18 protein-coding genes are annotated in these 26,791 nt (G+C 72.1%); 11 read left to right on the top strand and 7 right to left on the bottom strand.

Annotated features, from left to right (window positions below; all coding sequences use genetic code 11):
* Nucleotides 1-9 precede the first annotated feature (9 nt).
* The gene (locus ACZ5VC_RS10815; protein ID WP_469119730.1) at nt 10-2,934 is read left to right on the top strand and encodes an FAD-binding and (Fe-S)-binding domain-containing protein; all 2,925 of its coding nucleotides are present in this window, start codon (nt 10-12) and stop codon (nt 2,932-2,934) included.
* Between the two features lie 34 nt (nt 2,935-2,968).
* On the opposite strand, the gene ACZ5VC_RS10810 is transcribed toward ACZ5VC_RS10815, so the two are convergent.
* Entirely contained in the window at nt 2,969-4,585 is a 1,617-nt protein-coding gene (locus ACZ5VC_RS10810) for a peptide-N4-asparagine amidase (RefSeq protein ID WP_469119729.1), read from the bottom strand.
* Between the two features lie 191 nt (nt 4,586-4,776).
* Between ACZ5VC_RS10810 and ACZ5VC_RS10805 the strand changes: the two genes are divergently transcribed.
* Both ACZ5VC_RS10805 and ACZ5VC_RS10800 read left to right on the top strand, forming a co-directional pair.
* Nucleotides 4,777-6,633 carry an ABC transporter transmembrane domain-containing protein gene (locus tag ACZ5VC_RS10805; protein WP_469119728.1) on the top strand — a complete coding sequence of 619 codons (1,857 nt, stop codon included), beginning with the start codon at nt 4,777-4,779 and terminating at the stop codon, nt 6,631-6,633.
* The gene (locus ACZ5VC_RS10800) at nt 6,630-8,411 is read left to right on the top strand and encodes an ABC transporter ATP-binding protein (protein WP_469119727.1); all 1,782 of its coding nucleotides are present in this window, start codon (nt 6,630-6,632) and stop codon (nt 8,409-8,411) included. The genes ACZ5VC_RS10805 and ACZ5VC_RS10800 overlap by 4 nt, the downstream gene beginning before the upstream one ends.
* 51 nt (nt 8,412-8,462) lie before the next feature.
* Here the strand turns inward: ACZ5VC_RS10800 and ACZ5VC_RS10795 are convergent, their stop codons facing one another.
* Entirely contained in the window at nt 8,463-9,632 is a 1,170-nt protein-coding gene (locus ACZ5VC_RS10795) for a hypothetical protein (protein ID WP_469119726.1), read from the bottom strand.
* Nucleotides 9,633-9,745: 113 nt separating this feature from the next.
* The gene (locus ACZ5VC_RS10790; RefSeq protein ID WP_469119725.1) at nt 9,746-10,537 is read right to left on the bottom strand and encodes a metal-dependent hydrolase; all 792 of its coding nucleotides are present in this window, start codon (nt 10,535-10,537) and stop codon (nt 9,746-9,748) included.
* An 87-nt stretch (nt 10,538-10,624) separates the two neighbouring features.
* On the opposite strand from ACZ5VC_RS10790, the gene ACZ5VC_RS10785 reads away from it, so the two are divergent.
* The 3 genes from ACZ5VC_RS10785 (at nt 10,625) to ACZ5VC_RS10775 (ending at nt 14,664) form a co-directional block, all read left to right on the top strand.
* On the top strand, nt 10,625-13,183 hold the full coding sequence (locus ACZ5VC_RS10785) for a DEAD/DEAH box helicase (RefSeq protein WP_469119724.1): 2,559 nt from the start codon (nt 10,625-10,627) through the stop codon (nt 13,181-13,183).
* A 15-nt stretch (nt 13,184-13,198) separates the two neighbouring features.
* On the top strand, nt 13,199-14,071 hold the full coding sequence (locus ACZ5VC_RS10780; RefSeq protein WP_469119723.1) for an acyl-CoA thioesterase: 873 nt from the start codon (nt 13,199-13,201) through the stop codon (nt 14,069-14,071).
* Between the two features lie 98 nt (nt 14,072-14,169).
* Nucleotides 14,170-14,664 (top strand): glutathione peroxidase, encoded by a 495-nt coding sequence (locus tag ACZ5VC_RS10775; RefSeq protein ID WP_469119722.1) that lies wholly within the window; start codon nt 14,170-14,172, stop codon nt 14,662-14,664.
* A 31-nt stretch (nt 14,665-14,695) separates the two neighbouring features.
* Here ACZ5VC_RS10775 and ACZ5VC_RS10770 read toward each other — a convergent pair whose 3' ends face one another.
* From ACZ5VC_RS10770 to ACZ5VC_RS10760, 3 genes are read right to left on the bottom strand one after another with little or no spacing between them, the layout of a single operon-like run.
* A complete protein-coding gene (locus tag ACZ5VC_RS10770; RefSeq protein WP_469119721.1) occupies nt 14,696-16,984 on the bottom strand; it encodes an ABC transporter permease in 2,289 nt (762 codons plus the stop codon).
* Nucleotides 16,985-16,986: 2 nt separating this feature from the next.
* Nucleotides 16,987-17,742, bottom strand: coding sequence for an ABC transporter ATP-binding protein (locus ACZ5VC_RS10765; RefSeq protein ID WP_469119720.1), 756 nt, complete (start codon nt 17,740-17,742; stop codon nt 16,987-16,989).
* Nucleotides 17,739-18,254: a PadR family transcriptional regulator gene (locus tag ACZ5VC_RS10760; protein WP_469119719.1), complete on the bottom strand. Its 516-nt coding sequence runs from the start codon at nt 18,252-18,254 to the stop codon at nt 17,739-17,741. Before ACZ5VC_RS10760 ends, ACZ5VC_RS10765 begins: the two co-directional genes overlap by 4 nt.
* 123 nt (nt 18,255-18,377) lie before the next feature.
* Between ACZ5VC_RS10760 and ACZ5VC_RS10755 the strand changes: the two genes are divergently transcribed.
* The 5 genes from ACZ5VC_RS10755 (at nt 18,378) to ACZ5VC_RS10735 (ending at nt 25,103) form a co-directional block, all read left to right on the top strand.
* Nucleotides 18,378-19,649 (top strand): ABC transporter substrate-binding protein, encoded by a 1,272-nt coding sequence (locus ACZ5VC_RS10755; RefSeq protein ID WP_469119718.1) that lies wholly within the window; start codon nt 18,378-18,380, stop codon nt 19,647-19,649.
* Nucleotides 19,650-19,839: 190 nt separating this feature from the next.
* Nucleotides 19,840-21,522 (top strand): glycoside hydrolase family 13 protein, encoded by a 1,683-nt coding sequence (locus tag ACZ5VC_RS10750; protein WP_469119717.1) that lies wholly within the window; start codon nt 19,840-19,842, stop codon nt 21,520-21,522.
* Nucleotides 21,519-22,853, top strand: coding sequence for an ABC transporter substrate-binding protein (locus tag ACZ5VC_RS10745; RefSeq protein WP_469119716.1), 1,335 nt, complete (start codon nt 21,519-21,521; stop codon nt 22,851-22,853). The genes ACZ5VC_RS10750 and ACZ5VC_RS10745 overlap by 4 nt, the downstream gene beginning before the upstream one ends.
* 10 nt (nt 22,854-22,863) lie before the next feature.
* Nucleotides 22,864-24,231, top strand: a complete 1,368-nt coding sequence (locus tag ACZ5VC_RS10740; protein WP_469119715.1) for an ABC transporter permease subunit — start codon at nt 22,864-22,866, stop codon at nt 24,229-24,231.
* Nucleotides 24,228-25,103: a carbohydrate ABC transporter permease gene (locus tag ACZ5VC_RS10735; RefSeq protein ID WP_469119714.1), complete on the top strand. Its 876-nt coding sequence runs from the start codon at nt 24,228-24,230 to the stop codon at nt 25,101-25,103. The genes ACZ5VC_RS10740 and ACZ5VC_RS10735 overlap by 4 nt, the downstream gene beginning before the upstream one ends.
* 25 nt (nt 25,104-25,128) lie before the next feature.
* Here ACZ5VC_RS10735 and ACZ5VC_RS10730 read toward each other — a convergent pair whose 3' ends face one another.
* Complete coding sequence (locus ACZ5VC_RS10730; protein WP_469119713.1) at nt 25,129-26,700, bottom strand: pentapeptide repeat-containing protein; 1,572 nt, start codon at nt 26,698-26,700, stop codon at nt 25,129-25,131.
* Between the last annotated feature and the right edge of the window lie 91 nt (nt 26,701-26,791).

Here is a 26,791-nt window from a genome sequence, read left to right as displayed (position 1 = left end):
GACCGTGCCATGCCACTGCTGGAGCCCAATCCGCAAGCACTCCGTCCGGGTGGCACGCGAGGTCCGTCCTCCGACCGGGTTCCTGACCTCCACGCGCACGGCACGCCCACTCCCCTGCGCGCCGAGCTCGCCGCGCTGCTCGGCGCCCACAAGGTGCTCTGGAAGATCTCCGACCTCGTCAGATACGCCTCCGACGCCAGCCCGTACCGCTTCATCCCGCAGGTCGTCGTGGTCGCCGAGGACATCGACGACATCTCCACCGTCCTGTCGTACGCACACGGCAAGGGCCGCGAGGTCGTCTTCCGCGCGGCCGGAACCAGCCTCAACGGCCAGGCGCAGGGCGAGGACATCCTCGTCGACGTGCGGCGCCACTGGGCGGGCGTCGAGGTCCTGGACCGCGGCGCCCGGGCCCGTATCCGCCCCGGCACCACCGTCGCCCGGGCCAACGCCGCGCTGGCCCGGCACGGCAGGATCCTCGGCCCCGACCCGGCCAGCGCCGTCGCCTGCACGGTCGGCGGTGTCGTCGCCAACAACGCCTCGGGGATGACCGCCGGCACGTCCCGCAACGCGTACCGGACCGTCTCGTCGCTGACCTTCGTCCTGCCCAGCGGCACGATCGTGGACACCGGCGACCCGGCCGCCGACGACGTGCTCGCCCGCGCCGAGCCCGTTCTCTGCCGGGGGCTTCTCGCGCTCAAGGCCGAGATCGAGGCCGACCCCGCCCTCACCGCCCGCATCCGCGCGAAGTACGAGATCAAGAACACTCACGGCTACCGTCTGGACGCCTTTCTCGACGGCGCCACGCCGGTGGAGATCCTGCGGGGGCTGATGGTGGGCTCGCAGGGCACGCTGGGCTTCCTCTCGGAAATCGTCTTCGACACCCTGCCGCTGGACCGTGAGACCTCGTCGGCGCTGCTCTTCTTCCCGTCCCTCGCGGCGGCCGCCGAGGCCGCCCCGCTCTTCAACGAGGCGGGGGCCGTCGCCGTCGAGCTGATGGACGGCAACACCCTGCGCGCCTCGGTGAGCGTGCCCGGGGTTCCGGCCGACTGGGCGGAGCTGCCCCGGGGGACGACCGCGCTCCTGGTCGAGTTCCGGGCACCCGACACGGCGGCCCTGGAGGGCTTCGAGGCGGCGGCGGCCGAGGTCCTCACCCGGATCGACACCGTCGCGCCCACCGCATCGGTCACCAACGTCTTCACCCGCGACGCGCGGACCGTCGGCGGCTACTGGAAGGCCCGCAGGGCCTTCGTGACCGCCGTCGGCGGCTCCCGCCCGGCCGGTACGACCCTGATCACCGAGGATTTCGCCGTGCCGCCGGGCCGCCTCGCGGAGGCCTGCGAGGCGCTGGTCGCGCTGCAGGAGCGGCACGGGTTCGACGCGGCCGTGGCGGGCCACGCCGCCCACGGCAATCTGCACTTCGTGCTCGCCTTCGACGCCGCCGACCCCGCCGACGTCGCGCGCTACGCCGCCTTCATGGACGACTTCTGCCGGATGACCGTGGAGCGGTTCGACGGCTCGCTCAAGGCGGAGCACGCCACGGGCCGCAATCTCGCGCCGTTCCTGGAGCTGGAGTGGGGGCCGAAGGCGACGGCGCTGATGTGGCGGGTCAAGCAGCTCGTCGACCCCGACGGGGTCCTCGCGCCGCGGGTGGTCCTCGACCGCGACCCGCACGCGCATGTGCGGGGGCTGAAGACCATGCCCCGCGTCGAGCCGCTGGTCGACGCGTGCATCGAGTGCGGCTTCTGCGAACCGACGTGCCCCAGCGGGGATCTGACCACCACGCCGCGTCAGCGGATCGCGCTGCGGCGGGAGATGATGCGCCAGGCGGACGGCTCTCCCGTCGAGGCGGGGTTGCTGGAGGCCTACGGCTACGACGCCGTGGACACCTGCGCGGGCGACTCGACGTGCAAGCTGGCCTGTCCGGTGGGGATCGACACGGGCGCGCTCATGAAGGACTTCCGCACCCAGCGCCACTCCCGCGGCGGGCAGCGGATCGCCGCGCTCGGCGCGCGGAGCTTCGGGGCGGTGGAGGTCTCGGCGCGGCTGGCGGTGGCGGCGGCGGACGTGCTCGGCGAGCGGTTCGTCCGGTCGGTGACGGGGCTCGCCCGGATGGCGGTCCGCCCCGACCTCGTGCCGGAGTGGCTGCCGGAGATCCCCGGCGCGGCCGCCCGCGAGCTGCCGCCGACGAGCAGGCCCGACGCGGTCGCCGTCTACTACCCGGCGTGTGTGAACCGGATCTTCGGCGGACCCGTGGAGACGGACGGCCGCTCGCTCCCCGAGGCGGTGGTGGCGCTCTCCGCGCGGGCCGGGAAGCCGGTCTGGATCCCGGACGACGTCCCGGGCACCTGCTGCGCGACCATCTGGAACTCCAAGGGCTACGACGCGGGCAACGCGGTGATGGCCAACCGGATCGTCGAGGCCGCCTGGGGATGGACGGCCGGCGGGCGGCTCCCGCTGGTCGTCGACGCCTCCTCGTGCACGCTGGGCATCGCGCGCGAAGTGGTGCCGTACCTCACCGACGACAACCGCGAGCTGCACGCCGAACTCACCGTCGTGGACTCCCTCGTGTGGGCCGCGGACGAGCTGCTCCCGCACCTCACCGTGGTCGGGAGGGTCGGCTCGGCGGTCGTCCATCCGACCTGCTCGATGCGACACCTCGGCGACGAGGACCGGCTGACGGCGATCGCCGCGGCCTGCGCCGACGAGGTCGTGGTTCCGGACGACGCCGGCTGCTGCGCCTTCGCGGGTGACCGGGGGATGCTCCACAAGGAACTCACCGCGTCGGCGACGGCCCGGGAAGCGGCCGAGGTGACCTCCCGCCCCTTCGACGTCCATCTCTCGGCGAACCGCATGTGCGAGATCGGGATGGACCGGGCGACGGGCCGCCGCTACTACTCGGCGCTGCTGGAACTGGAGCGGGCGACGCGCGGCTGACCGGGCCCCGCGCGCCGCCCGGCACCCGTACGCCTCAGCAGCGGAGGCGGTCCTCGACGAGCGTTCCCTGGACAGTCCGCACGGTCCGGTCGTAGCAGCCGCCGGTGCCCCGCAGCCGGTAGCGGTCGGTGGTGGTGCCGACGGCGTGCCGCTGGTCGCGCGGGACGTTCGCGGTGTAGGTGGCGTCCCCCGCGTACCCGTGGTCGAGGTGCGTGGCCGAAAGACGCCTGCCGCCGCTTACGACGACGGTGTCGGCGCGGTCCCCGAGCGACAGGACCGTGCGCAGGCGGTCACCGGTGCCGAGGGTCGTCTCGCCGTCCATGGTGTACGTGCGACGGGCGCGCGTCGCGGTCCGGCCGCTGGTCACGCTCTCGTCGTCGGTCCACGTCGCCGTGAGCGCGTCCTGGTTCTCGCCGTCCGTCCAGCGGTGCGCGGAGGTGTGGGTGAGGGAGCGGGTGACGGTGGTGGCGACCCTGCCGTGAGAGGTGTCGAGGTATCCGGCCACGGTGAGCCGGTTGCCGCCCTCGGTGTCCAGGCGGTGGGGCGAACCGGCGGTGTACACCGAGGAGTTGACGGGACGGCTCTGTTCGTGGCGGGTCAGGGCGCCGGTGACGACGGCGCGGCCGTGGTCCTGCCAGAGAAGCAGGTTGGTGGCGGTGCTCCAGCCGCTCTGGCCCTCGGGGACCCCTGCGACCGACACCTCCACGCGGTGCGCGCGCCCGTCGTTGAGCAGCGCGGCGAAGGGAGTCAGGTCGTAGACGACCGGTTGGACGTCGAAGGCGCGGGGGCCGGGTGTGACGTACCAGAGGAAGGGGTTGGACCAGCCGCCGGTCCATACGGTGGGGAAGGGGGCGGCGATGCCGGCGAGCTTCCCGTCCACCGCGATCCGCACCTCACGGTAGGGGCCGCCGGACGCCTTGCAGGAGTAGGGCGCCGGGTCGGGCGTCGTCATGTACCAGTACTCCTCGCAGCCGCCGCCCGAGCCCGTGGCGTACACCTCGGCGAGGATGCGCTCGGTGTTGCGCGGGGTCGTCAGCGTCGCCGCGTCGAGCGGAAGGACCTTGTCGGGAGTGGGGGCGGCCTCGCCGCGCGCGGCCGTCGGGCGTCCCACGGAGGCGTAGAACGTCAGCGTCACCTTGACGTCGAAGACACCGGTATAGACGTCGTTGACGACGTTGCCGATGAGCATCTCGACCGGCTGCGGGCGGCGCAGTACGTCGCTGTAGCGGGTGACGTCCTTCTCGACCGACCAGGCGATTCCGTCGGGCGAGGGCTGCGGGGTCGAGGTGCGCAGGATCTCCACACCGCCGAGGGAGAGGTGGCCGAGCCGGTCGTACTGACGGCCCTTCACACGTCCGTCGAGCCGGAGCACCACTTCGCTCCACCCGTCGCCGCATCCCTTAGGGGGCGTATAGCTCCCCCGGTACGGCGTGAAGTCGCGGAACTGGGCCTCGGCGAGGGTCACTTCGCACGAACGGGTGTCCGGTTTCGCGACCGGAGGGGCAGCGGTGAGCGGGTCGTGCCAGTCGCTCCCGAACTCGGCGGGGGGCGTTTCGGCCGCGGCCGCCGGGCCGGCGCCGAACAGGGTTCCCGCGGTCAGCGCGGCGACCGCCAGACCGCTGAGCGCGCTCATGATCCTCTGTCGTCTCATGGGTCCGGAGTGAAGCGCGCGAAGGGATGTTCGCGCCAGGGTACGTTGTTCGATCTTGGCGCATTATGTGCCCCGGTGCGAAAAAATCGATTGCCGACGCCCGGTCCGAACGGTGAACCTTGCACGGATTCATCCACCCGCCGAAGAGCCTTCGCCTGTCTGCGAAAGCCTGCGAACGACCTTGGGACGTCATGCAGATTCGCGATCTTCCGTACGCCGATCCAGGCGCGCCCGACGTCCGCTCGGGTACGCGTTTTCTGCTCTGGCTCGGCCGCACCCAGCTCGGCGGGCAGGTCAAGTCGCTGCTGTGGGGCCTGCTGCTGCAACTCGCCATCGCCGGGCTGCCGCTCGGTGTCGGTTTCGCCGTGCAGGCCGTCGTCGACCGCGACGGCGGGCGGCTCGCGCTCGCGGGCGGCCTGATCGCCCTGCTGGGCGCGGCCGCCGCACTGGGCGACACCATGATGCACCGCACCGCCGTGACCAACTGGATCACGGCGGCGGCCCGCGTCCAGCAGCTGCTGGCCCGCAAGACGGCCGAGCTCGGTTCGGTGCTGACGCGCAGGGTCGCGGCGGGTGAGATCGTCGCCGTCTCCACCGGTGACGTGGAGAAGATCGGCTGGTTCGTGGAGGCGCTGTCCCGGTTCGCCGCCGCCGCCCTCACCCTGGTCGTCGTCTGCGTCGGCCTGGTGATCTACCAGCCCGCGCTGGGTGCGGTGGTGGGCCTGGGCATCCCGGTGATCGCGTTCGCCGTGCTGCCGCTGCTGCCGCGCGCCACCCGGCGCGCCGACATCCAGCGCGAGAAGGCGGGCCGGGCCACCGAACTGGCCGCGGACACCGTCGCGGGGCTGCGGGTGCTGCGCGGCATCGGCGGCGAGGGCCTCTTCCTCGGCCGCTACCGCGAGGCCTCCCAGGAAGTGCGCCGGGCCGCCGTCCGCAGCGCGCGGATGTGGGCGCTGATCGCCGCGGTCCAGGTGCTGCTGCCGGGTCTCCTGCTCATCGGTGTACTGGCGTACGGGACGCGGCTCGCCCTCGACGGGCGGATCACGGTCGGAGAACTGGTCACCGTGTACGGCACGGTGGCACTGACCCACCAGCCGCTGCGCCACTTCGAGGAGATCGCCATGGCGTTCTCCTTCTCCCGCCCTTCCGCCAAGCGGGCGGCGCGGGTGCTGTCGCTGACCCGCACGACCACGACCTCCGGTGAACACCCGCCGGCGCGCGGCGATCTGTACGACCCGGCCACCGGAGTGCTCGTTCCCGCCGGGTTGTTCACCGCCGTGGTCTGCGGCGACCCGGACGCGGCCGGACGCCTGGCCGACCGGCTCGGCGGCCACCCGGCGGAGCCGGACGAGCCGCACACCTCGGTGCTGCTGGGCGGGGTGCCGCTCGACGAACTGGCGCTGGAGGACGCCCGCGCCGCCGTCCTCGTCCAGGACAAGGACCCGGTCCTGCTCTCCGGCACGCTGCGAGAGCTGCTGGACGTGCCTTCCTCCGGCGGGGTCCGCGCCGAGGACGCGCTGGCGGCGGCCCAGTGCGGTGACATCCTGGACGCTCTGGCGCAGGCCTCCGTGGACATGGACAGCGATCCGATGCGGACCCGGATCACCGAGCGCGGCCGGTCGCTGTCGGGCGGGCAGCGGCAGCGGCTCGCGCTGGCCCGTTCGCTCGTCACGGACCCGCAGGTGCTGGTGCTCGACGAGCCGACGTCCGCCGTCGACTCGCACACCGAGTCGCGGGTCGCGGCGGGCGTGGCGCGGCTGCGTGAGGGACGTACGACCGTCGTTCTCGCCTCGTCGCCGCTGCTGCTCGATGTCGCGGACCGGGTCGTGCTGGTGCACGACGGACAGGCCGTGGCGGTGGGCACCCACCGCGAGCTGCTGCGGACCGAGCCGCGCTACCGCGCCGTGGTGACGCGCGAGACGGACGAGGAACTCGCGGCGGCGGGCGCGGCGGCGGGACTCGACGAGCTGGACGGCGCGCTGGACGGCGCGCTGGACGACGAGCTGCACGACAAGCTGGACGACGAGCTGGAAGAGGAGTCGGCATGATCGGCATGGCGCCACCGGAGTACGACCCGGGGGCCCCGCAGTCCGCGACGACCCTGCCCGTCGGCACGGCCGTGACCGTGCGGGCCTATGTGGGCGAGCTGCTGCGGCGGCACCGGAAGGCCTTCGCGCTGCTCGTCGCCGTGAACGCGGTCGCGGTGATCTCCTCGATGACCGGCCCGTACCTCCTCGGCTCGCTCGTGGAGCGGCTGGCCGACGGCGCGCGGGAGCTCCGACTGGGGTACACCCTCGGCCTGTTCGCCTTCGCGCTGGCCGTCCAGACCGTGTTCGTACGCCTGGTGCGGCTGCGCGGCGCGATGCTCGGCGAGGAGATGCTCGCCGACCTGCGCGAGGACTTCCTGGTCCGCTCGGTGGGTCTGCCGCCGGGCGTGCTGGAGCGGGCGGGCACCGGTGACCTGCTGTCGCGCATCACCACCGACATCGACCGGCTGGCGAACGCGATGCGGGAGGCCGTACCGCAGCTGGCCATCGGTGTGGTGTGGGCCGGGCTGCTCATCGGCGGGCTCACCGTCACCGCCCCGCCGCTCGCCCTGGCGGTACTGATCGCGGCGCCGCTGCTCATCACGGGCTGCCGCTGGTACTTCAGACGTGCCGGGTCGGCGTACCGCTCCGAGGCCGCCGGATACGCGGCGGTCGCCGCCGCCCTCGCCGAGACGGTCGACGCGGGCCGCACGGTCGAGGCGCACCGCCTGGGCGCCCGCCGGATCGCCCTGTCGGACCGGCGGATCAAGGAATGGACCGCGTGGGAGCGGTACACGCTCTATCTGCGGTCCGTCCTCTTCCCGGTCATCAACGTCACCCACACCGTGGTCCTGGCGTCCGTCCTGATGATCGGCGGTGTCTTCGTCCTGCGCGGCTGGCTCGACGTCGGTCAGCTGACGACCGGCGCGCTGCTCGCCCAGATGCTGGTCGACCCGGTGGGGATCATCCTCCGCTGGTACGACGAGCTCCAGGTGGCGCAGGTGTCGCTGGCCCGTCTCGTCGGTGTCCGGGAGATCGAACCGGACGCGGGGGACGCGGCGGTGCGGCCCGAGGGGCGGCGGGTGCGTGCGGAGGGGGTGCGCTTCGGGTACCGCGAGGGCGTCGACGTCCTCCACGAGGTCTCGATGGACGTACCGCCGGGGACGCGCGTCGCCCTCGTCGGCCCGTCCGGCGCGGGAAAGTCGACGCTCGGCCGGCTGCTCGCGGGGATCTACGCCCCGCGCACCGGCAGCGTGACGCTCGGCGCGGCCGAGCTGTCGAGGATGCCCGCGGAACGCGTGCGCGAGCAGGTGGCCCTGGTCAACCAGGAACACCATGTCTTCGTGGGCTCGCTGCGGGACAACCTGCTCCTCGCCCGGACGGGCGCCGGGGACGCCGAACTGTGGGCGGCCCTGGGCGCGGTCGACGCGGAAGCCTGGGCCAGGGCACTGGACCGGGGGCTGGACACCGAGGTCGGCTCCGGCGGGTCGGCGCTGACACCGGCGCAGGCACAGCAGATCGCGCTGGCCCGGCTGGTGCTGGCAGATCCGCACACACTGGTGCTCGACGAGGCGACCTCGCTGCTCGACCCCCGGGCGGCCCGGCACCTGGAGCGGTCGCTCGCCCGGGTCCTCGAGGGCCGCACGGTCGTGGCGATCGCCCACCGGCTGCACACCGCCCATGACGCGGATGTGATCGCGGTCGTCGAGGAGGGCCGGATCAGCGAGCTGGGCAGCCACGACGAACTGGTGGCGGCCGACGGGGCGTACGCGACGCTGTGGCGGTCCTGGCACGGCTGAGCGCGTGAGCCGGTGGGGCGGTCTTCGATACCCGCCCCACCGGCTTTCGGCCTACGGGGCGGCGGAGGGCCGGTACGCCTGTCGGGAGGCGCAGTTCCAGATGACGGCGTGGGCGCCCCGGGCGTCCCCGGCCGAACCGCCGACGCGGTCGCCGTCGGTGACGGTGTACGCGGCCGCGTGGCCGGCCGGCGACAGCCGCGGCAGCGCGAGCATCGGCCCGCTGCCCGGCCAGTACTGCGCCTGCGTCGGCGGAGCGGTCTCCGGCGGCCACGGGCCGGTGATCGACGAGTCGGACGCGGTTCCGACACTCACGCCACTGGTGGGGCTGGAGTCCTCCAGCGTGCCCTGGGTGCGCTCGGGGAGGTTCCCGGCGTCGGTCATCTCGGCGTACGGAGGCGCCCAGCGCACGCCGTTGCTCTCCATGGTGCGCGAGAAGGAGTAGGTGCCGACGATCCGTCCGCGTTCGTCGATCTCCCGGGGCTCGAACCTGCTGTAGGTGTCACCCGGGTAGATGGGCGGCAACTCGGCCGGGAGGGCGCCCGGCGCGGCGGACCAGAGCAGGGCCACGTCATAGCCCTCGCCGTCGCGCACGCCGTACCCCTGGCCGACGATCTGTCCGGCGTTGTTGATGCCGGAGACCTCGCCGACCTGGACGTGGGCGGGCAGCGGCAGGGTGCGCAGGAGCCGGCGGCCGGACCACTCGTGGCCCGTGGAGGGCTCCGGCCAGTTCTGGCGGTAGCCGACGATGTGGCCGCGGTCGTTGATGTCCTTGGCGTAGCCGCCACCGGGGAGCAGGGTCACCGCCCGGGCACCGGGGCGGTAGCTGAAGGCGGCGGGGCCGTGGCCGGGACCGGTCAGGGTGCCGGCCATGAGTCCGTACCGGTTGACCGCCTCGACCGTGCCCGCGGTGTATCCGGCGGGCAGCGGCACACGGCGAACCCGGCTGCCCAGCCAGTAGACCGGCTGTCCGTGGGAGACGCCCACGGAGAGGCCCCGCGGGCCGATGCCGTTGACCTGGCTGTCGTGGGCCCAGGGGGCGGGTTCGCCGCCCGGTCCCGGCAGTGAGGCGAGCACGGTGATCGACGGTGTGCAGGTACCGCCGGGCCGGCCCGCGCTGCGGGGCTCTCCCCCGGCCGCCGCGTGGGCGGGTGTGGCGACGGCCAGCGTGGCGAGGATGGTGCCCGCCGCGGCCGCCCGAAGTCTCCTTTGCAATCCGTACATGCCAAATCCCCCCTGGATCAAGGCAGTTGCGAACGGATCGGTCGGTCCGTCGCCCGCACATGATGTCCGGCACGGGATGGCCGCGCCAGAGGGCGCGCGCGGCCGGCGACGACCTAGAGGAAGCCCAGCGCCGCCGCGCCGCCCACTCCGCCCAGCAGCATGAAGGCCGGCATCAGGACCTTCAGCTCGACCCAGCTGCCGGCACGGAAGCGCAGTCCCTTCGGCGGCCCCACCGGGTACCAGCGCTTGCGCCCGACCGGGATCGGCCACAGGATCGGGCAGCCGGAGACGGTCAGCGCGTCGCCGATGTCGTGGACGAGCGCGCCGAGCACGATCGGCAGGCCCAGCCAGAGGTATTCCTGCCCGGGCGCGGTGAAGAGCCAGTCCGCGCCGCTGCCGGGCTTGTCCAGGACGCCCGCGAGGATCCAGGCGCTGGTGGCGCCGAGGAGCCAGACGAGGACGTCGCTGGACATCCGGGCGGCCCGCCACAGGAGCCCCTCGACCGCCAGGACCAGGTGGATGAAGAGGATGGCGAGGACTGCCCAGCGGCCGCCGGTGATCGCCGCGACGGAGGCTCCCGCACCGATCAGCACGGCCCACAGCCAGGTGTGGGTGAGCGTGCGGTGCCCGCCCGATCTGCGCGGGTCGGCAGTGCTGCGGGTCGCCTTGTAGACGGCGTACGAGAGCTTGTCGACGATCTCGCACAGGCCCCGCGAGAGGGGGCCGAAGGCACGGGAGATCGTCGCGGACTTGTGGTCGAGGTCGGGGGCGAGGGCCGCCCCGGCGCAGATGAGCGCTCCGACGACGAGTACCGGCCACGGCATCGGGTGGTCGGCGGCGGCCGCGGCCGCCCCCACGCCCAGCCAGGCCGCCGCCCCGGACAGCGAGTGCGCCGGTCCCATCATGTGCGTTCCCGCCCCATTCCTCAGGTGCCGGTGCCCAGTTGACGACCGGCCGACGGGACAGCGTATCGGCCGTGATCTTCGTACGTGATGGCCGGTTCCCTCATCCGGACGGAACCCAGGCAAGATGGGGGTGTGACCCTTATCGATCAGCTGCCGCCGGATGCCGACCCCGATGCCCTCTTCGAGGCTTTCTCCTCATGGGCCGAGGACCGGGGCATCACGCTCTACCCCGCCCAGGAGGAGGCGCTGATCGAGGTGGTCTCCGGGGCGAACGTGATCCTGTCCACGCCCACCGGCTCCGGAAAGAGCCTGGTCGCGGCAGGGGCGCACTTCGCCGCGCTCGCCAATGACCAGGTGACCTTCTACACGGCGCCGATCAAGGCTCTCGTGTCGGAGAAGTTCTTCGACCTGTGCAAGCTCTTCGGTACCGAGAACGTCGGCATGCTGACCGGCGACGCGTCCGTGAACGCCGACGCGCCCGTCATCTGCTGCACGGCCGAGGTGCTGGCCTCCATCGCGCTGCGGGACGGCAAGCACGCCGACATCGGCCAGGTGGTGATGGACGAGTTCCACTTCTACGCGGAGCCGGACCGCGGCTGGGCCTGGCAGATCCCGATCCTGGAGCTGCCGCAGGCGCAGTTCGTGCTGATGTCGGCGACGCTCGGCGACGTCTCCATGTTCGAGAAGGACCTGACCCGCCGCACGGGCCGCCCGACCTCGGTCGTGCGCTCGGCGACCCGGCCGGTGCCGCTGTCGTACGAGTACCGGCTCACGCCCATCACCGAGACCCTGACCGAGCTGCTCGAGACCAAGCAGGCCCCGGTCTACATCGTCCACTTCACGCAGGCGCAGGCCGTCGAGCGCGCGCAGTCGCTGATGAGCATCAACATGTGCTCGCGCGAGGAGAAGGACCAGATCGCCGAGCTGATCGGCAACTTCCGCTTCACCACCAAGTTCGGCCAGAACCTCTCGCGTTATGTGCGGCACGGCATCGGTGTGCACCACGCCGGCATGCTGCCCAAGTACCGCCGCCTGGTGGAGAAGCTCGCCCAGGCGGGGCTGCTGAAGGTGATCTGCGGGACGGACACGCTGGGTGTCGGCGTCAACGTCCCCATCCGTACCGTGCTGTTCACCGCGCTCACCAAGTACGACGGCAACCGCGTCCGTACGCTGCGCGCGCGCGAGTTCCACCAGATCGCGGGCCGCGCCGGCCGGGCCGGTTTCGACACGGCGGGACTCGTCGTCGCCCAGGCGCCCGAGCATGTCATCGAGAACGAGAAGGCTCTCGCCAAGGCCGGTGACGATCCCAAGAAGCGGCGCAAGGTGGTCCGCAAGAAGGCGCCCGAGGGCTTCGTCGCCTGGAGCGGGGACACCTTCGAGCGGCTGATCGCCTCCGAGCCGGAGCCGCTCACCTCCCGGTTCAAGGTCACCAACATCATGCTGCTCTCGGTGATCGCCCGCCCGGGCAACGCGTTCGAGGCGATGCGCAAGCTGCTGGAGGACAACCACGAGCCGCGCAAGCAGCAGCTGCGGCACATCCGCCGGGCCATCGCCATCTACCGCTCGCTGCTCGCGGGCGGAGTGGTGGAGCAGCTGGAGACGCCCGACGCCGAGGGGCGCACGATCCGGCTCACCGTCGACCTCCAGCAGGACTTCGCACTCAACCAGCCGCTGTCGACGTTCGCACTGGCCGCGTTCGACCTGCTGGACCCCGAATCCCCCTCGTACGCCCTCGACATGGTCTCCGTGCTCGAGTCGACGCTCGACGACCCGCGCCAGATCCTCGCCGCCCAGCAGAACAAGGCGCGTGGCGAGGCCGTGGGGAAGATGAAGGCGGACGGTGTCGAGTACGAGGAGCGGATGGAGCGGCTCCAGGAGGTGTCGTACCCGAAGCCGCTGGAGGAGCTGCTGTGGCACGCGTACAACGTGTACCGCAAGAGCCATCCCTGGGTCGGCGACCACCCGGTCTCGCCCAAGTCGATCATCCGTGACATGTACGAACGGGCGCTGACCTTCACCGAGTTCACGTCCTGGTACGAGCTGGCCCGCACGGAGGGCATCGTGCTGCGCTATCTGGCGGGCGCGTACAAGGCGCTGGAGCACACCATCCCCGACGACCTGAAGTCGGAGGACCTGGAGGACTTGACCGCCTGGCTCGGCGAGATGGTCCGGCAGGTGGACTCCAGCCTCCTCGACGAGTGGGAGCAGCTCGCCAACCCGGAGGTCGAGACGGCCGAGGAGGCCCAGGAGAAGGCCGACCAGGTCAAGCCGGTCACCGCCAACTCCCGTGCCTTCCGGGTGCTCGTGCGCAACGCGATGTTCCGCCGGGTGGAGCTGGCCGCCCTCGACCAGGTGAACCAGCTGGGAGAGTTGGACGCCGAGTCCGGCTGGGACGCGGACGCGTGGGGCGAGGCGATGGACGCGTACTGGGACGAGTACGACGACCTGGGCACCGGGCCCGACGCGCGCGGCCCGAAGCTGCTCTCGATCGAGGAGGACGCTCCGCACGGCCTGTGGCGCGTTCGCCAGACCTTCGCCGACCCCAACGGCGACCATGACTGGGGCATCAGCGCGGAGGTGGATCTCGCGGCCTCCGACGAGGAGGGCCGCGCCGTTGTCCGTGTCACGTCCGTCGGCCAGCTGTAAGGAGAAGGAGTACGCGTGACCAACCCCGCCGAGCGACTCGTCGACCTGCTCGACCTGGAGCAGATCGAGGTCAACATCTTCCGCGGCCGCAGCCCGCAGGAGTCCCTCCAGCGGGTCTTCGGCGGCCAGGTCGCCGGCCAGGCCCTGGTCGCGGCCGGCCGCACCACCGAGGGCGACCGGCCGGTGCACTCGCTGCACGCGTACTTCCTGCGGCCGGGCATCCCGGGCGTGCCGATCGTGTACCAGGTGGAGCGGGTCCGCGACGGGCGCTCGTTCACCACCCGCCGGGTGACCGCGATCCAGCAGGGCCGCACGATCTTCAACCTCACCGCGTCCTTCCACCGGCCGGAGGAGGCGGGCTTCGAGCACCAGCTGCCGCCGCGCCTGGACTTCCCGGACCCGGAGACGCTGCCGACGGTCACGGACGAGATCCGCGAGCACCTGGGGGCACTGCCCGAGGCGCTGGAGCGGATGGCCCGCCGCCAGCCCTTCGATCTGCGCTATGTGGACCGGCTGCGCTGGACCCAGGAGGAGCTGAAGGAGGCGGACCCGCGCAGCGCGGTGTGGATGCGTGCGGTGGGGCCGCTGGGCGACGACCCGCTGGTGCACACGTGTGCGCTGACGTACGCCTCCGACATGACGCTGCTCGACGCGGTCCGTATCCCGGTCGAGCCGCTGTGGGGCCCGCGGGGCTTCGACATGGCGTCCCTGGACCACGCGATGTGGTTCCACCGGCCGTTCCGGGCCGACGAGTGGTTCCTGTACGACCAGGAGTCGCCGATCGCCACCGGCGGACGGGGTCTGGCGCGAGGCCGGATCTACGACCGGGACGGACAGCTGCTGGTCTCGGTGGTGCAGGAAGGACTCTTCCGCAAGCTCGGCACCTGAGCAGGGACACAGAGCCCGCGGAACATGCTTTTATCAGTTCATTGCGCTCCCCGGGTCCGGTGGCCCGGGGAGCTGTTGACGATGACGAGGAGTTCCCCATGAGCGTTACCGGCCTGTACGACATTCCGCTGCGCACCCTGACCGGCGAGGCGACGAGCCTGGCGGACTACAAGGACCGGGCCGTTCTGCTGGTCAATGTGGCGTCGAAGTGCGGTCTGACCCCGCAGTACGCGGGGCTGGAGCGGCTGCAGCAGCAGTACGGCGAGCGCGGCCTCACCGTGCTGGGCGTGCCGTGCAACCAGTTCGCGGGGCAGGAGCCGGGGAGCGCGGACGAGATCCAGACGTTCTGCTCGGCGACGTACGGGGTGACGTTCCCGCTGCTCGAGAAGACGGATGTGAACGGTGACGAGCGGCACCCGCTCTACCAGGAGCTGACGAAGGTCGCGGACGCGGACGGCGAGGCCGGGGACGTCCAGTGGAACTTCGAGAAGTTCCTGATCTCCCCGCAGGGTGAGGTCACGCGCTTCCGCCCCCGTACCGAGCCCGACTCCCCCGAGGTGCTCGCGGCGATCGAGGCGTACCTCTCGGCCTGACCCGTCAGCCGGCGCGGCAGCCGGGCGCGGCTCACGCCACCGCGCTCAGTGTGTCCGCGAGGCGGCGGCGGGCGGCGCGGACCGCGGGAAGGACCGTCAGGGCGACCGCGCCGAGGACGGCCGCGGCTCCCAGGGCGAGAAGCTGAAGTGGCGGCGGGGCGTGGGCGATGCCCGCGCCGATGCCGCTGGAGCTGCCCTCGCGGTCGATCAGCCAGTCGGCGAGGGGGACGCCGAGCGCGGTGCCCGCCACCGCTGCCGCCAGGGTCGTGCACCCGATGGCCGTCACCGTGACGGCGGTGATCTGGCGCGGGGACAGGCCGATGGCCTTGAGCGCCAGCAGATCGCGCTCGCCGTCACGGACGGTGCCGCCGATGGTGGTGGACAGTTCGGTCAGGCCGATGAGAGCGAGGACGGCGATCAGCCCGGCGACGACGCCGCGCAGCGTGGAGAGCCGGTCGGCGGGGCTCGTGACCTCGTGGATGTCCAGCCGGCCCCGTGAGGCGTCGGCGAGCTCGGCGCGTACGGCGTGCGGGTCTGCCCCGGCATCGAGCCGGAGCTGGTAGAGCGTGGGGCGCAGCGCGGGGTCGTTCTCGCGGAGGGTGTCCAGCGAGGTGGAGATGACCCGGCCCGCGTTCTCCGGTTCGATGCTGCGGCCGACCAGGTGCAGGACCTGGGGATGGCCGCCGACCGTGACGCGGACCCAGTCGCCGACGCGGACGCCGAGCAGGTCGAGCAACCCCTGTCCGGCGACCGCCTCGTCGGGACCGTGGGCCGGGCGGCCCTCGGCGATCGAGTACGGGTAGGGCTGCTCGCGCGTTCCGAGGCCGCGCAGGGCGATCGTGCCGGTCTGACCGGGCACGAGCGCGGCCACCTCCAGGCCGGGGTGGGCGGCCACGACGCGTGGGTCGCTCTCGAGGAGGGCGCGCGCCTCGCGCTCGCCCACGGTGGCATCCGGCCGGGCGGTGAGGGCGGCGGCGAGCCCGAGTTCTCCGGGGCGGCTGTCGAAGCGCTCGATGGTGGTCCAGGCACCGAGGGCCACGGTGATCAGCAGCAGGGGCAGGGCGAGGCGGACGATGGTCGCGGGTGCCCGGCGGCCCCGCCCGAAGGCCCGGTGCCAGCCGAGCACCAGCGCGGGCGGCACGCGCAGCCCGAGCGCCTTCCTGAGGGGGTGGGACAGCCCCCCGCCGGGGCTCGCGGCCGGCGGCAGCACCGGCACGGGCGGGACGCGTCCCGCCCGCCAGGCGGCGAGGCAGGTGGTGGCGCCGATGAACAACACGGCGGCGACCGGCACCGCGAGCAGCGCCGCGGTGTGGCCGGGCAGCCCCTGCCATACGCCGATCGCGTCGCCGAGTCTGCCCGGGAGGCGGCTGCCGACGAGCTGGGTGAGGAGGGTGGCGAGGGCCGCCCCGAGCACGGCGAACGCCAGGTGCTGGACCAGGAAGGCCCGGACCACCTGGCCGGGGGTGAAGCCGATGGCCTTCAGCACGGAGATGTCGCGCAGATGACCGCGCACCCGGGTGCTGATGGCGCCGAACACGGCCAGGGCGGCGGCGATCAGCGCGCCCAGACCGAACAGGCCGAGGACCTGGCCCAGCAGCTTGGTGTCGCCCTGGGCCTCGGCCCGGGCCTGCTGCCAGCTGCTGACGTCGGTGACGGCTCCGGCGCCGAGCGCGGTGACCGCGCGCTGCACCGCGTAGTCGGTGTCGTCCGGGTCGGTGAGGAGCAGCCCGACGACCTGTCCGGAGGGCTCGCCGCGCAAGGCCGCCGGGAGCGCCCAGACGGTGCCCGGGTGCTCGCCGGGCCGGTAGCGCGGCTCGGCGCTGTCGGCGACGCCGAGGACGGTGAGGGTGCGGGCGCCGGCGGTGAGCGTCAGACGGTCGCCCGGTTCGGCCCACAGGGCGCGGGCGAGGCTGGACTCGAGGACGACGCCGTCCGGGACGCCGGGGTCCAGCCAGCGGCCGGAGGTGAGGAGCGGCCGGCCGGTCGAGGGGGGCTCCGGGTCGGCGGCCCGCAGTTCGACACCGGCGCGGGCGCCGCGTGACTCCACGGTGGCGGAGGCCGTGCGGTACGGGCCCGCGACGGCTTCGACCCCACCGAGGGTGGCGAGCCGGCCGGCATCGGCGGCGGATCCGGTGTGGATCCACACGTGCGCCCCGCGGGACTGGGTGAAGACCCGCTGCCAGGGGTTGGTGGCGTAGCCGAACAGCGCGGTCGCGAGCAGCAGCGAGGCGACGATTCCGGCGGTGGCGCAGACGAGGAACAGCGCCTCACCGCGGTGGGTGCGCAGATCCGCGTGCGCCCAGCGCAGCATCGCCCGCACGGTCAGTCCTTCAGCTCGAGGACGCCGGAGAGGCCCTTGCCGCGCGACGGGGTGCCGCCCAGCTCGGCGTCGTCGGCTATCCGGCCGTCGAAGAAGCTGATGACCCGGTCCGCGGCGCTGGCCAGACGGGCGTCGTGGGTGACGAGCACGATGGTCTGGCCGCGCTGGTGGAAGCGTGTCAGGAGCCGCATGACCTCGCGGGTGCCCTTGCTGTCGAGGCTGCCCGCCGGTTCGTCGGCGAGCAGCAGCCGGGGGTGGTTGACCAGGGCCCGGGCGAGGGCGACGCGCTGCTGTTCGCCGCCGGACAGCTCGCCGGGCATGCTGCGCGCCTTGCCCTCCAGGCCGAGTTCGGTCAGCAGTTCCTCGCGTTCGGCGCGGGCCTGCTTCGCGGAGACGCCGGCCAGCAGCGCGGGCAGTTCGACGTTGTCGGCGACGGTCAGATTGGAGACGAGGTTGAAGAACTGGAAGACGATGCCGATCCGGCGCCGCCGCTCCACGGCCCACCGGGCCTCGCTGTAGCCGTCGGTGCACTCTCCGTCGAGCCACAGCGAGCCGCCGTCGGGCCGCTGGAGCCCGCCGAGCAGGTGCAGCAGCGTGGACTTTCCGGCGCCGGACGGCCCGGTGACGGCCACGAACTCGCCGTGCCGTACGGAGAGATCCACTCCGCGAACGGCGTGGGCGGGGGCGCCCTCGCCGTGGTGGGTCTTGACGAGGCCCTCGGCCCGCAGCAGCGGCAGGGAGCCGGTGTCGTCGGTCACCGCAGCTCCTCCAGTTCCTCCTGGCAGCGCTCCAGCCAGTCGAGATCGGCCTGCAGATGCAGCATGGCGCCCTCGATGAGCAGGTGGGCGATGCGGTTGTCCCGGTCTTCGGTCGCGGCGAGCTTGGACAGGTTGCGCATGGTGGTGAGGTACTCGCGTCGCTGTTTGTTGATGAGGGCGATCTGGTCGGCGATCCCGGTGCGCGGGGCGAGGGCGAGCTTCATGAAGAACTCGTCCCGGACCCGCGGTTCGTCCGCCGTCTCTTCGAACCAGGCTCGCAGGGCCTCGTGCCCGGCGTCGGTGAGGCGGTAGATCTTCTTGTTGGGCCGGCTCTCCTGGGCGATCTCCTCGCCCTCGATGAGTCCCGACTTCTCCAGCCGGCCGAGCGTGACATAGATCTGGCCGACGTTGGTGGGAGGGTACGCGGCCCCGAGCAGTTGCTCAAGGTCCTGCTTGAGCTCGTAGCCGTGGGCGGGCCCCCGGGCCAGGAGGGCGAGGAGGGGAAGGCGCACGCGTGCTGTCCTCCTCCGCAGGCTCCCGATGTGATGTGGGCTCTAGTATCGCCCATGCCTAACGGGTATACATGCCGTGTCGCCGGACGAAGGTGTACGGCGCCGGTGCTCAAGGAGGAACCTATGCGGTGGATACGTGCCGCCGGTAGGGGGTTCCTTGTCCTCATGGTCGTTCTCACCGGTTTCGTGGCGTCCGGCGGGCCCGCGGGCCCTGCTCGTGACGGCGGCCGGGGGCCCATGACGCTCGCCACGGCGGGCGATCTGACCGGCTATCTCGCCCCGGTACTGGCGGACTGGAACCGCCGTCGCCCCGCCGAGAAGGTCACGCTCGTCGAGCTGCCGGACTCAGCTGACGAGACCCGCTCCCAGATGATCACCGACCTGCGGTCGGGCGAGGGGCGCTTCGACGTCCTCAACATCGATGTCGCCTGGACCTCGGAGTTCGCCGCGGCGGGATGGATCGCCCCACTGGAGCGCGGGCGTTTCGCGCTGAAGAGCTTCCTGCCGCGCGTGGAGGACACGGCGACGTACGACGGAAAGCTGTACGCCGTCCCGTATGTCACGAATGCCGGGATGCTTTTCTACCGCAAGGACATTCTGGCCCGCGAGGGCGAACAGCCGCCGCGGACCTGGGCCGAGCTGGAGCGGCAGGCCAGGACGATCGCCCCGAAGTACGGCCTCGGGGGCTACGCGGGCCAGTTCCTGCCCTACGAGGGCCTCACTGTGAACGCGGCGGAGGCCGTCTACTCGGCGGGCGGGACGATCCTCGGCGACGAGGGCGAGCGGGTCACCGTCGACTCCGCCGGGGCCCGCTCCGGGATCGGCTTCCTGGCCCGTGGCGTACGGGACGGCTGGATCCCGCGGGAGGCCCTGACGTACAAGGAGGAGGAGTCCCGCGAGGCCTTCCAGGACGGCCGGCTGCTCTTCCTGCGCAACTGGCCGTACGCGTACGCCGGCGCGTCCGGCAAGGACTCCAAGGTGGCGGGACGCTTCGGCGCGGTGCCGCTGCCCGGGCCGGACGGACCGGGTACGAGCGTGCTGGGGGGCGCCAATCTGGCGGTCGGCGCCCACGCCCGGCACCCGGAGTCGGCACGCGATCTGATCGCGTACCTCACCGGCGAGCAGGTCCAGCGCAGGGTACTGACCGAGGGCGCCCTGCCGCCCGTCCGGGCCGCGCTGTACCAGGACCCGGCGCTGGTGCGGCGGTTCCCCTACCTGCCCGCACTGCGGGCGAGTGTGCTCTCTGCGGCGCCGCGCCCCAAGAGCCCGCACTACGAGCAGGTCTCGCTGGCCGTGCAGGCCGTGGCGCATGACGCGCTGGCCCAGCACCAGACGCCGGAGGCGGCGGTGCGCCGACTGGCCGACGAACTCGCGGCGATCGCCCGCCGCCGCTGACCTTACCTACCTGTTAGGTAGCAGCGCTACCCCTTCCCGCAGGTGCAAACCGGGACATAAGACACCAACTTCCGCTGTTTTTGGCTGCTTCGTTGACACCTTCTCGTCATGCCTACTTAACATGCATGCATAACCGCTATTCGCTCTGAATGGCGCGCACCCCTTCACGAAGAAACAAGGTCAACGGGTGATGTTCACAGCCCCGGCCGGCGACGGCCTCTCGCAGCGCAGCGACCACCACTGGTGGCGCGACGCGGTGATCTACCAGGTGTACGTCCGCAGCTTCCTGGACAGCACCGGGGACGGGATCGGTGATCTGGCCGGCGTTCGCGCCGGTCTGCCGTACCTCAAGAAGCTGGGCGTGGACGGCATCTGGCTGAGCCCCTTCTACCCGTCACCGCAGCACGACCACGGCTACGACGTGGCGGACTACTGCGACGTGGACCCGGTCTTCGGCGACCTCGACGAGTTCGGCCGGCTGGTCGCCGACGCCCACCGGCTCGGCGTCAAGGTGCTGCTGGACATCGTCCCCAACCACTGCTCCAGCGAGCACGTCTGGTTCCGCGAGGCGCTGGCCGCCGCACCCGGCGACGATGCCCGGGCGCGCTTCCACTTCGCCGAGGGGCGGGGCGCGCACGGCGAACTGCCGCCCAACAACTGGCACGCGATGTTCGGCGGGCCCGCCTGGAGCCGGGTGACCGAGCGCGACGGTACGCCCGGTCAGTGGTACCTGCACATGTTCACGCCCGAGCAGCCCGATCTGAACTGGCGCAACCCCGAGGTCGGCGCGCACTTCGACCACGTACTGCGCTTCTGGCTGGACCGGGGCGTCGACGGCTTCCGGATCGATGTGGCCGCCGGACTCTACAAGCACCCCCAACTGCCGGACTCGCCCGACCCCGAGGCCGACGCCCGCACCCGTGACTCGGTCAACCCGCTCGCCTGGAACCAGCCCGAGGTGCATGACGTGTGGCGTCACTGGCGCGCGGTGTGCGAGGAGTACACGGCCCGCGACGGCCGTGAGCGGCTGCTGGTCGGCGAGGTGTCCGTACCGACGGCCCGCGAACACGCCCAGTACGTCCGGCCGGACGAGCTGCACCAGGCGTTCTTCTTCGACCTGCTGGGCGCGCCCTGGGACGCCGACACGTTCCACAAGGTCATCGACGAGGCGATGCGGGACATCGCGGGCACCGGCTCCACCGTCACCTGGGTGCTCAACAACCACGACCAGGTGCGCACGGTGACCCGGTACGGCGAGTCCGGCACCGAGGGCAGCGGGCTCGGGCCCTCCCGGGCGCGGGCCGCCGCGCTGCTGATGCTGGCGCTGCCCGGCGCCGCGTACATCTACCAGGGCGAGGAGCTGGGCCTGCCGGAGGTCGACGACCTTCCCGACGAGGTACTCACCGACCCGATCTTCCGGCGCACCGGCAGCCGGGCCCGGATCCGCGACGGCTGCCGGGTGCCACTGCCCTGGTCGGGCCATGCCTCGCCGTTCGGCTTCAGCACCGGCGCCGACAGCGCCAAGCCATGGCTTCCGCAGCCCGGCTGGTTCGCCGAGCACGCCACCGACCGGGCCCAGGCCGACACCCGGTCGTTCTGGCACCTCTACCGCGAGGGTCTGCAACTGCGCCGGGGCCTGCCGCAGCTCGGCGAGGGCACCCTGCGCTGGCTGGACGCACCGCCCGGCGTGCTGGCCTTCGTACGCGGCGAAGGACTCGTCTGCGCCGTGAACTTCACCGGCGCCCCCGTACCCGCTCCGGTCTCCGGCGCCCCGCTGCTGTCCAGCGGGCCGTGCCCGGCCGGCGTACTTCCCGGATCCACCGCCGCCTGGTGGATCAGTGACGACACCACCACCCTGGAGGAACTGCGATGACGATGCGACGACGGACGGCGATGGCCTGCTGCTCGGTGCTCTCCCTGGCGCTCGGCGCCACGGCGTGCGGCGGCGGCCCGGTGAGCGCGGGCGGCTCGGACGCCGGAAACAAGGAACTCAGCGGCCAGACCCTGAATGTGGCGGGCGTCTGGTCCGGGGCCGAGCAGAAGAACTTCCAGAAGGTGCTGGACGCCTTCACCGAGAAGACCGGGGCGAAGACCCAGTTCGTCTCCACCGGAGACAATGTCTCCACGGTCGTCGGCAGCAAGATCGAGGGCGGCAACGCCCCCGACGTGGTGATGGTCCCGCAGGTCGGCGTGCTCCAGCAGTTCGCGAAGCAGAAGTGGCTCAAGCCGCTCTCCAAGGCGACCGAGGCGTCCGTCGACGCCAACTACGCGCCCGTCTGGAAGAGTTACGGCTCCGTCGACGGCGCGCTGTACGGCCTGTACTTCAAGGCGGCCCACAAGTCGACGGTCTGGTACAGCCCGAGCGCCCTGGAGCAGGCGGGTGTCAAGCCGCCCACGACGTACGAGCAGATGCTCACCGCGGGCCAGGCGGTCGCGGACTCGGGCCTGCCGGCCTTCTCGGTCGCGGGCGAGGACGGCTGGACCCTCACCGACTGGTTCGAGAACATCTACCTCTCCCAGGCGGGGCCGGAGAAGTACGACAAGCTCGCCAAGCACGAGATCCCGTGGACCGACCCGACCGTGGTGAAGGCCCTGACCACGCTCGGCACGCTCTTCGCCGACAAGAAGCTGATCGCCGGGGGACAGAAGGGCGCGCTCGGCACCGACTTCCCCGGCTCCGTCGAGAAGGTCTTCGGCCCGAAGCCCGAGGCGGCGATGGTGTACGAGGGCGACTTCGTCGCGGGGATAGCCAAGGACCAGTTCGGCAAGAAGATCGGCGAGGACGCCTCCTTCTTCCCCTTCCCGTCGGTGGCGGGCGGCAAGGCGCCCGTGGTCAGTGGCGGTGACGCCGCCGTCGTGCTCAAGGACGGCAAGAACCAGAAGGCGGCGACGGCGTTCCTGGAGTTCCTGGCCACGCCGGAGGCCGCCGCGGTGTGGGCGAAGGCGGGCGGCTTTCTGTCGCCGAACAAGAAGCTGGACCTCGCCTCGTACGGTGACGACACCCTGCGGGAGACCGCCAAGTCACTGATCGCGGCCGGGGATTCGGTGCGCTTCGACATGTCCGACCAGGCGCCGGCGGCGTTCGGCGGCACCAAGGGCACGGGCGAGTGGAAGCTGCTGCAGGACTTCCTGCGCGACCCGTCGGACCCCAAGGCCGCGGCGGCCGCGCTCGAGGGTGCGGCGGCCAAGGCGTACAAGGGCTGAGGCGGCCGTCATGACCACTCTCACCGCTCCTCCCCCGCCCCGCGCGGGCGCCGGGCCCGTCGCGCCGGGGGCCCTGAGCCCCCGGGCGCGGGCCCGGCGCCGCCGGCGGATCATCGCCGTGGCGTTCGTCCTGCCGGCGCTGCTCCTGCTGGGGGCGCTGGTCGTCTACCCGGTGCTGTTCTCGGTCGGCCGGAGCTTCTTCGACGCCTCCGGCGACCACTTCGTCGGCGGCGGGAACTACGCGGCGATGTTCCGCGACCCGGCGACCCTCACCGCCGTCCGCAACAGCGCGATCTGGGTGGTCGTCGCCCCGACGCTGCTGACCGGGCTGGGCCTCATCCTGGCCGTGCTGGTGGAGAAGGTCCGCTGGGCCACGGCCTTCAAACTGCTGCTGTTCATGCCGATGGCGGTGTCGTTCCTGGCGGCGGGCATCATCTTCCGCCTCGCGTACGAGGACGACCCGGACAAGGGCGTACTCAACGCGGCCGTGGTCGGGGTGCACGACGTGTTCGAGGGGTCCTCGTCGTACCCGAAGGCCCGTGCCCGGGACGGGCAGGGAGTGGTCAGGGCGCCGGACGGGTCCTACGCCACGGCGGACACCCGTGCGCCGGGCTCCGGGAGCGTCGTCCTCGGATTCGTCGGTGTCCCGCCCGCCGAACTGCCCGCGGAGGCCGAGCCGGCGCACACCGGCCGGGCCGCGGCGCACGAGCTGGCCGGCGTCGTCTACCTCGACTTCACGGCCGGGGGCGGCGGCAGGCCGGGGGTGGTCGACGCGGCCGAGCGCGGGCTGCCGGGCATGTCCGTCGAGGCGGTACGAGAGGGCAGGACGGTGGCCACGGCCACCACGGCGCCCGACGGATCGTTCCGCTTCGCGGACCTGGAGCCGGGCGCGTACACGGTGCGGCTGCCCGCGGCGAACTTCGCCCCGCCGTACGAGGGGGTCTCCTGGCTCGGCCCCGCCCTGGTCACTCCGGCGATCATCGGCGCGTATCTGTGGATCTGGACCGGCTTCGCGATGGTGCTGATCGGCGCCGGGCTGTCGTCGCTGCCGCGCGACTGTCTGGAGGCGGCCCGGATGGACGGCGCCAGTGAGTGGCAGGTGTTCCGCCGGATCACCGTCCCGCTGCTGGCTCCCGTGCTGACCGTCGTCTTCGTGACGCTGGTGATCAATGTGATGAAGGTCTTCGACCTCATCTACATCATCGCGCCGGGGCCGGTGCAGGAGGACGCCACCGTGCTGGCCACCCAGATGTGGCTGGTGTCCTTCGGCGGCGGCAACAACCAGGGGCTCGGCAGCGCGCTCGGCGTGCTCCTCCTGCTGCTGGTGATCCCGGCCATGGTCTTCAACGTCCGCCGCTTCCGCAGGAGTCAGTCATGACCACCACCACTCCCCTTGCCACCAGGACGCCGGGCGGCGCCCTGCGCCGCTGGCTGGGCAACGGCCTGGTGCAGGCGTTCCTGGCGGTCGTCGGCCTGGTCTGGGTCACGCCCGTCGCCGGTCTGCTGCTGTCCTCGCTGCGCTCGGCGCAGGACAGCGCGGCGAGCGGCTGGTGGACCGCCCTGGCCGACCCGGGGCAGCTGTCGCTCGACAACTACACGGCGCTGCTCGGCAACGCGGGCATCACCCGGGCGTTCTGGAACACCGTGCTGATCTCGGTGCCGACGACCGTGCTCGTCGTGGTGATCGCGGCGCTCGCCGGGTACGCCTTCGCCTGGCTGGAGTTCCCCGGCCGCGACTGGATCTTCCTTCTGGTGGTGGCTCTGCTGGTGGTACCCGTGCAGGTCGGTCTGCTGCCGGTCGCGAAGCTCTTCGGCCAGCTGGGGCTGTTCGGCACGATTCCCGGTGTGGTGCTCTTCCATGTCGCGTACGGTCTGCCGTTCGCGGTGTTCCTGCTGCGCAACTACTTCGCCGACATCCCGCGGGAGATGCTGGAGGCGGCCCGGATGGACGGTGGCGGGGAGTGGCGCATCTTCACCCGGCTCGTGCTGCCGGTGGGCCGTCCGGCCATCGCCAGCCTGGCGATCTTCCAGTTCCTCTGGGTCTGGAACGACATGCTCGTGGCGCTGCTCTTCGCCGACAGCTCCTCGCAGCCGCTGACCGTGGAACTGCAGTCGCAGGTACGGCAGTTCGGCAGCAACATCGACGTACTGGCGCCCGGCGCGTTCCTGTCACTGATCGTGCCGGTGGTGGTCTTCTTCGCCTTCCAGCGGCACTTCGTCCAGGGGGTGATGGCCGGCTCGGTGAAGTAGTGCGGCTCGGGCCCCGCCTCCTCCGTCACCGCTTGACGCGGCCGCGGATCGCCAGCACGGCGAGGCCCAGGAGCACCGGTTCGGTGAAGCGGGAGGCCATCTCGATGTAGCCGCCGGCCGTGGTGAGGTCCTGGCCGCTGGAGCGGAAGACCACCGAGTCGAGGGTGACGCTCAGCGCCTTGTCGAAGCGCCTCGTGGTGAACCTGTCTCCGGTCGGGTTCCTCGGCTCCTCCCTGTCGACCTCGAAGGTCACCGGGCCACCGGTGGCAGGGACCGTGCCGGTGGCCCGCTGCTTCGGCGAGTCGGCGGGCAGCCCGAACGCCATCATGAGCAGGACCGTCGTCGTCATCGCCACGGCGAGCCAGCCCAGGGCGCGGGAGGCACGGAGCCCGTAGCCGGAGAGCAGCCAGTACGCCTGCAGCAGCCAGCGCTCCATGTAGGACCAGCGGTGGCTGTGCCGGCGCATCTCCATCTCGCCGTAGTAGAAGTCGGCGGCGCCGGGTTCGTCCTTGGCGTCCTCGCGGGCCTTGCGCAGCTGGCGGTAGATGATGGTGAGGGTGGCGAGGCCGGGCACGTCGTGCGGACTGTCCGGCGGCGCCCCCCAGCCCCGGCGCAGCGGGGCGGGGCGGCCGGGCAGCGCCCGCCACTGCCGCTCCTCCTCGATGACCTGGCGCTGGGTCCAGCGGAACCGGACACCGTGCCACCGGGCCCGGCCGGTGGGCGGGGTGGAGAAGGTCCAGCGTCCTTCGAGGCGGAGCTGGTCCAGATGGAAGGCGCCGGCGAAGCGGCACTGGCGCAGGTCGACGTCGATGAGGGAGAGCATCGCGCAGTCGACTCCCCGCAGAGTGGTGACCTTCGCCGACGCCGTCGCCGTCGCCGACGCACCGCCGGCTACGAGGGACTCGTCCAGTGGCTGGTGCTGCCGTCCGAAGGGCCCGGGCGGGGAAATGATCGCGACCGGCTGCGTCAGTACGGCGTTCCCGAGGTCCACCACGGCGTGCCGCACGCGCAGGGTCGCGGTGGCGTCCCATCGGGTGCGCCGGCACAGGACGCGGTCGGCCGCCACCTCTACGGTCACCGGGGAGGCGAACACCGTCTGGACCAGGCTCAGTCCTCCCGCACAGACCAGGGGACCCAGCATCGCGGTCGCCGTGAAGACCGCCTCGGCGAAGATGGCGCCACCGTGAAAGTACGCGCGCGAGAAGTAGGCCTCCGTGGTGAAGGCCGCACCCCGGAAGCCCGCCCGTCCGGTGAAGTCGGCGCCTGCGAAATGAGCCTCCCCGGTGAAGGAGACCCTCGCGAAGGAAGCGGCACGGTGGAAGGAGGCCCAGATGAACGAGGCGGTGGCCTCGAATGTCGCTCCCTCGAAGTCGGCCTCCCCGGCGAACACCGCGTCCCGGAAGTCGGCGGGGCCGCGGAAGGTCGCGCGTGCGAACAGCGCGGTGCCGCGGAACGTCGCCCCGGCGAAGCCGGCGCCGCCCAGCAGTGGCGTGCCGGTGGCCGGATCGGTGAGGGCGTCGAGCAGTTCACCCAGCAGCGGCTCGGTGAAACCGGTGCCCCGATGGTCGAGGGCGTCGCCGGGACTCAGGCTTCTCAAGTACTGCCGGCGCTCCTGCGGCTCCAGATGTTCCAGACACGCCTCCCTGTCGCCCACACTCCGCCCCCGGCAGTACTCCCCGGCACGGCCG

The sequence above is a fragment of the Streptomyces sp. NPDC033174 genome, assembly GCF_055577795.1.
This window is presented reverse-complemented; position numbering and strand designations above follow the sequence as displayed.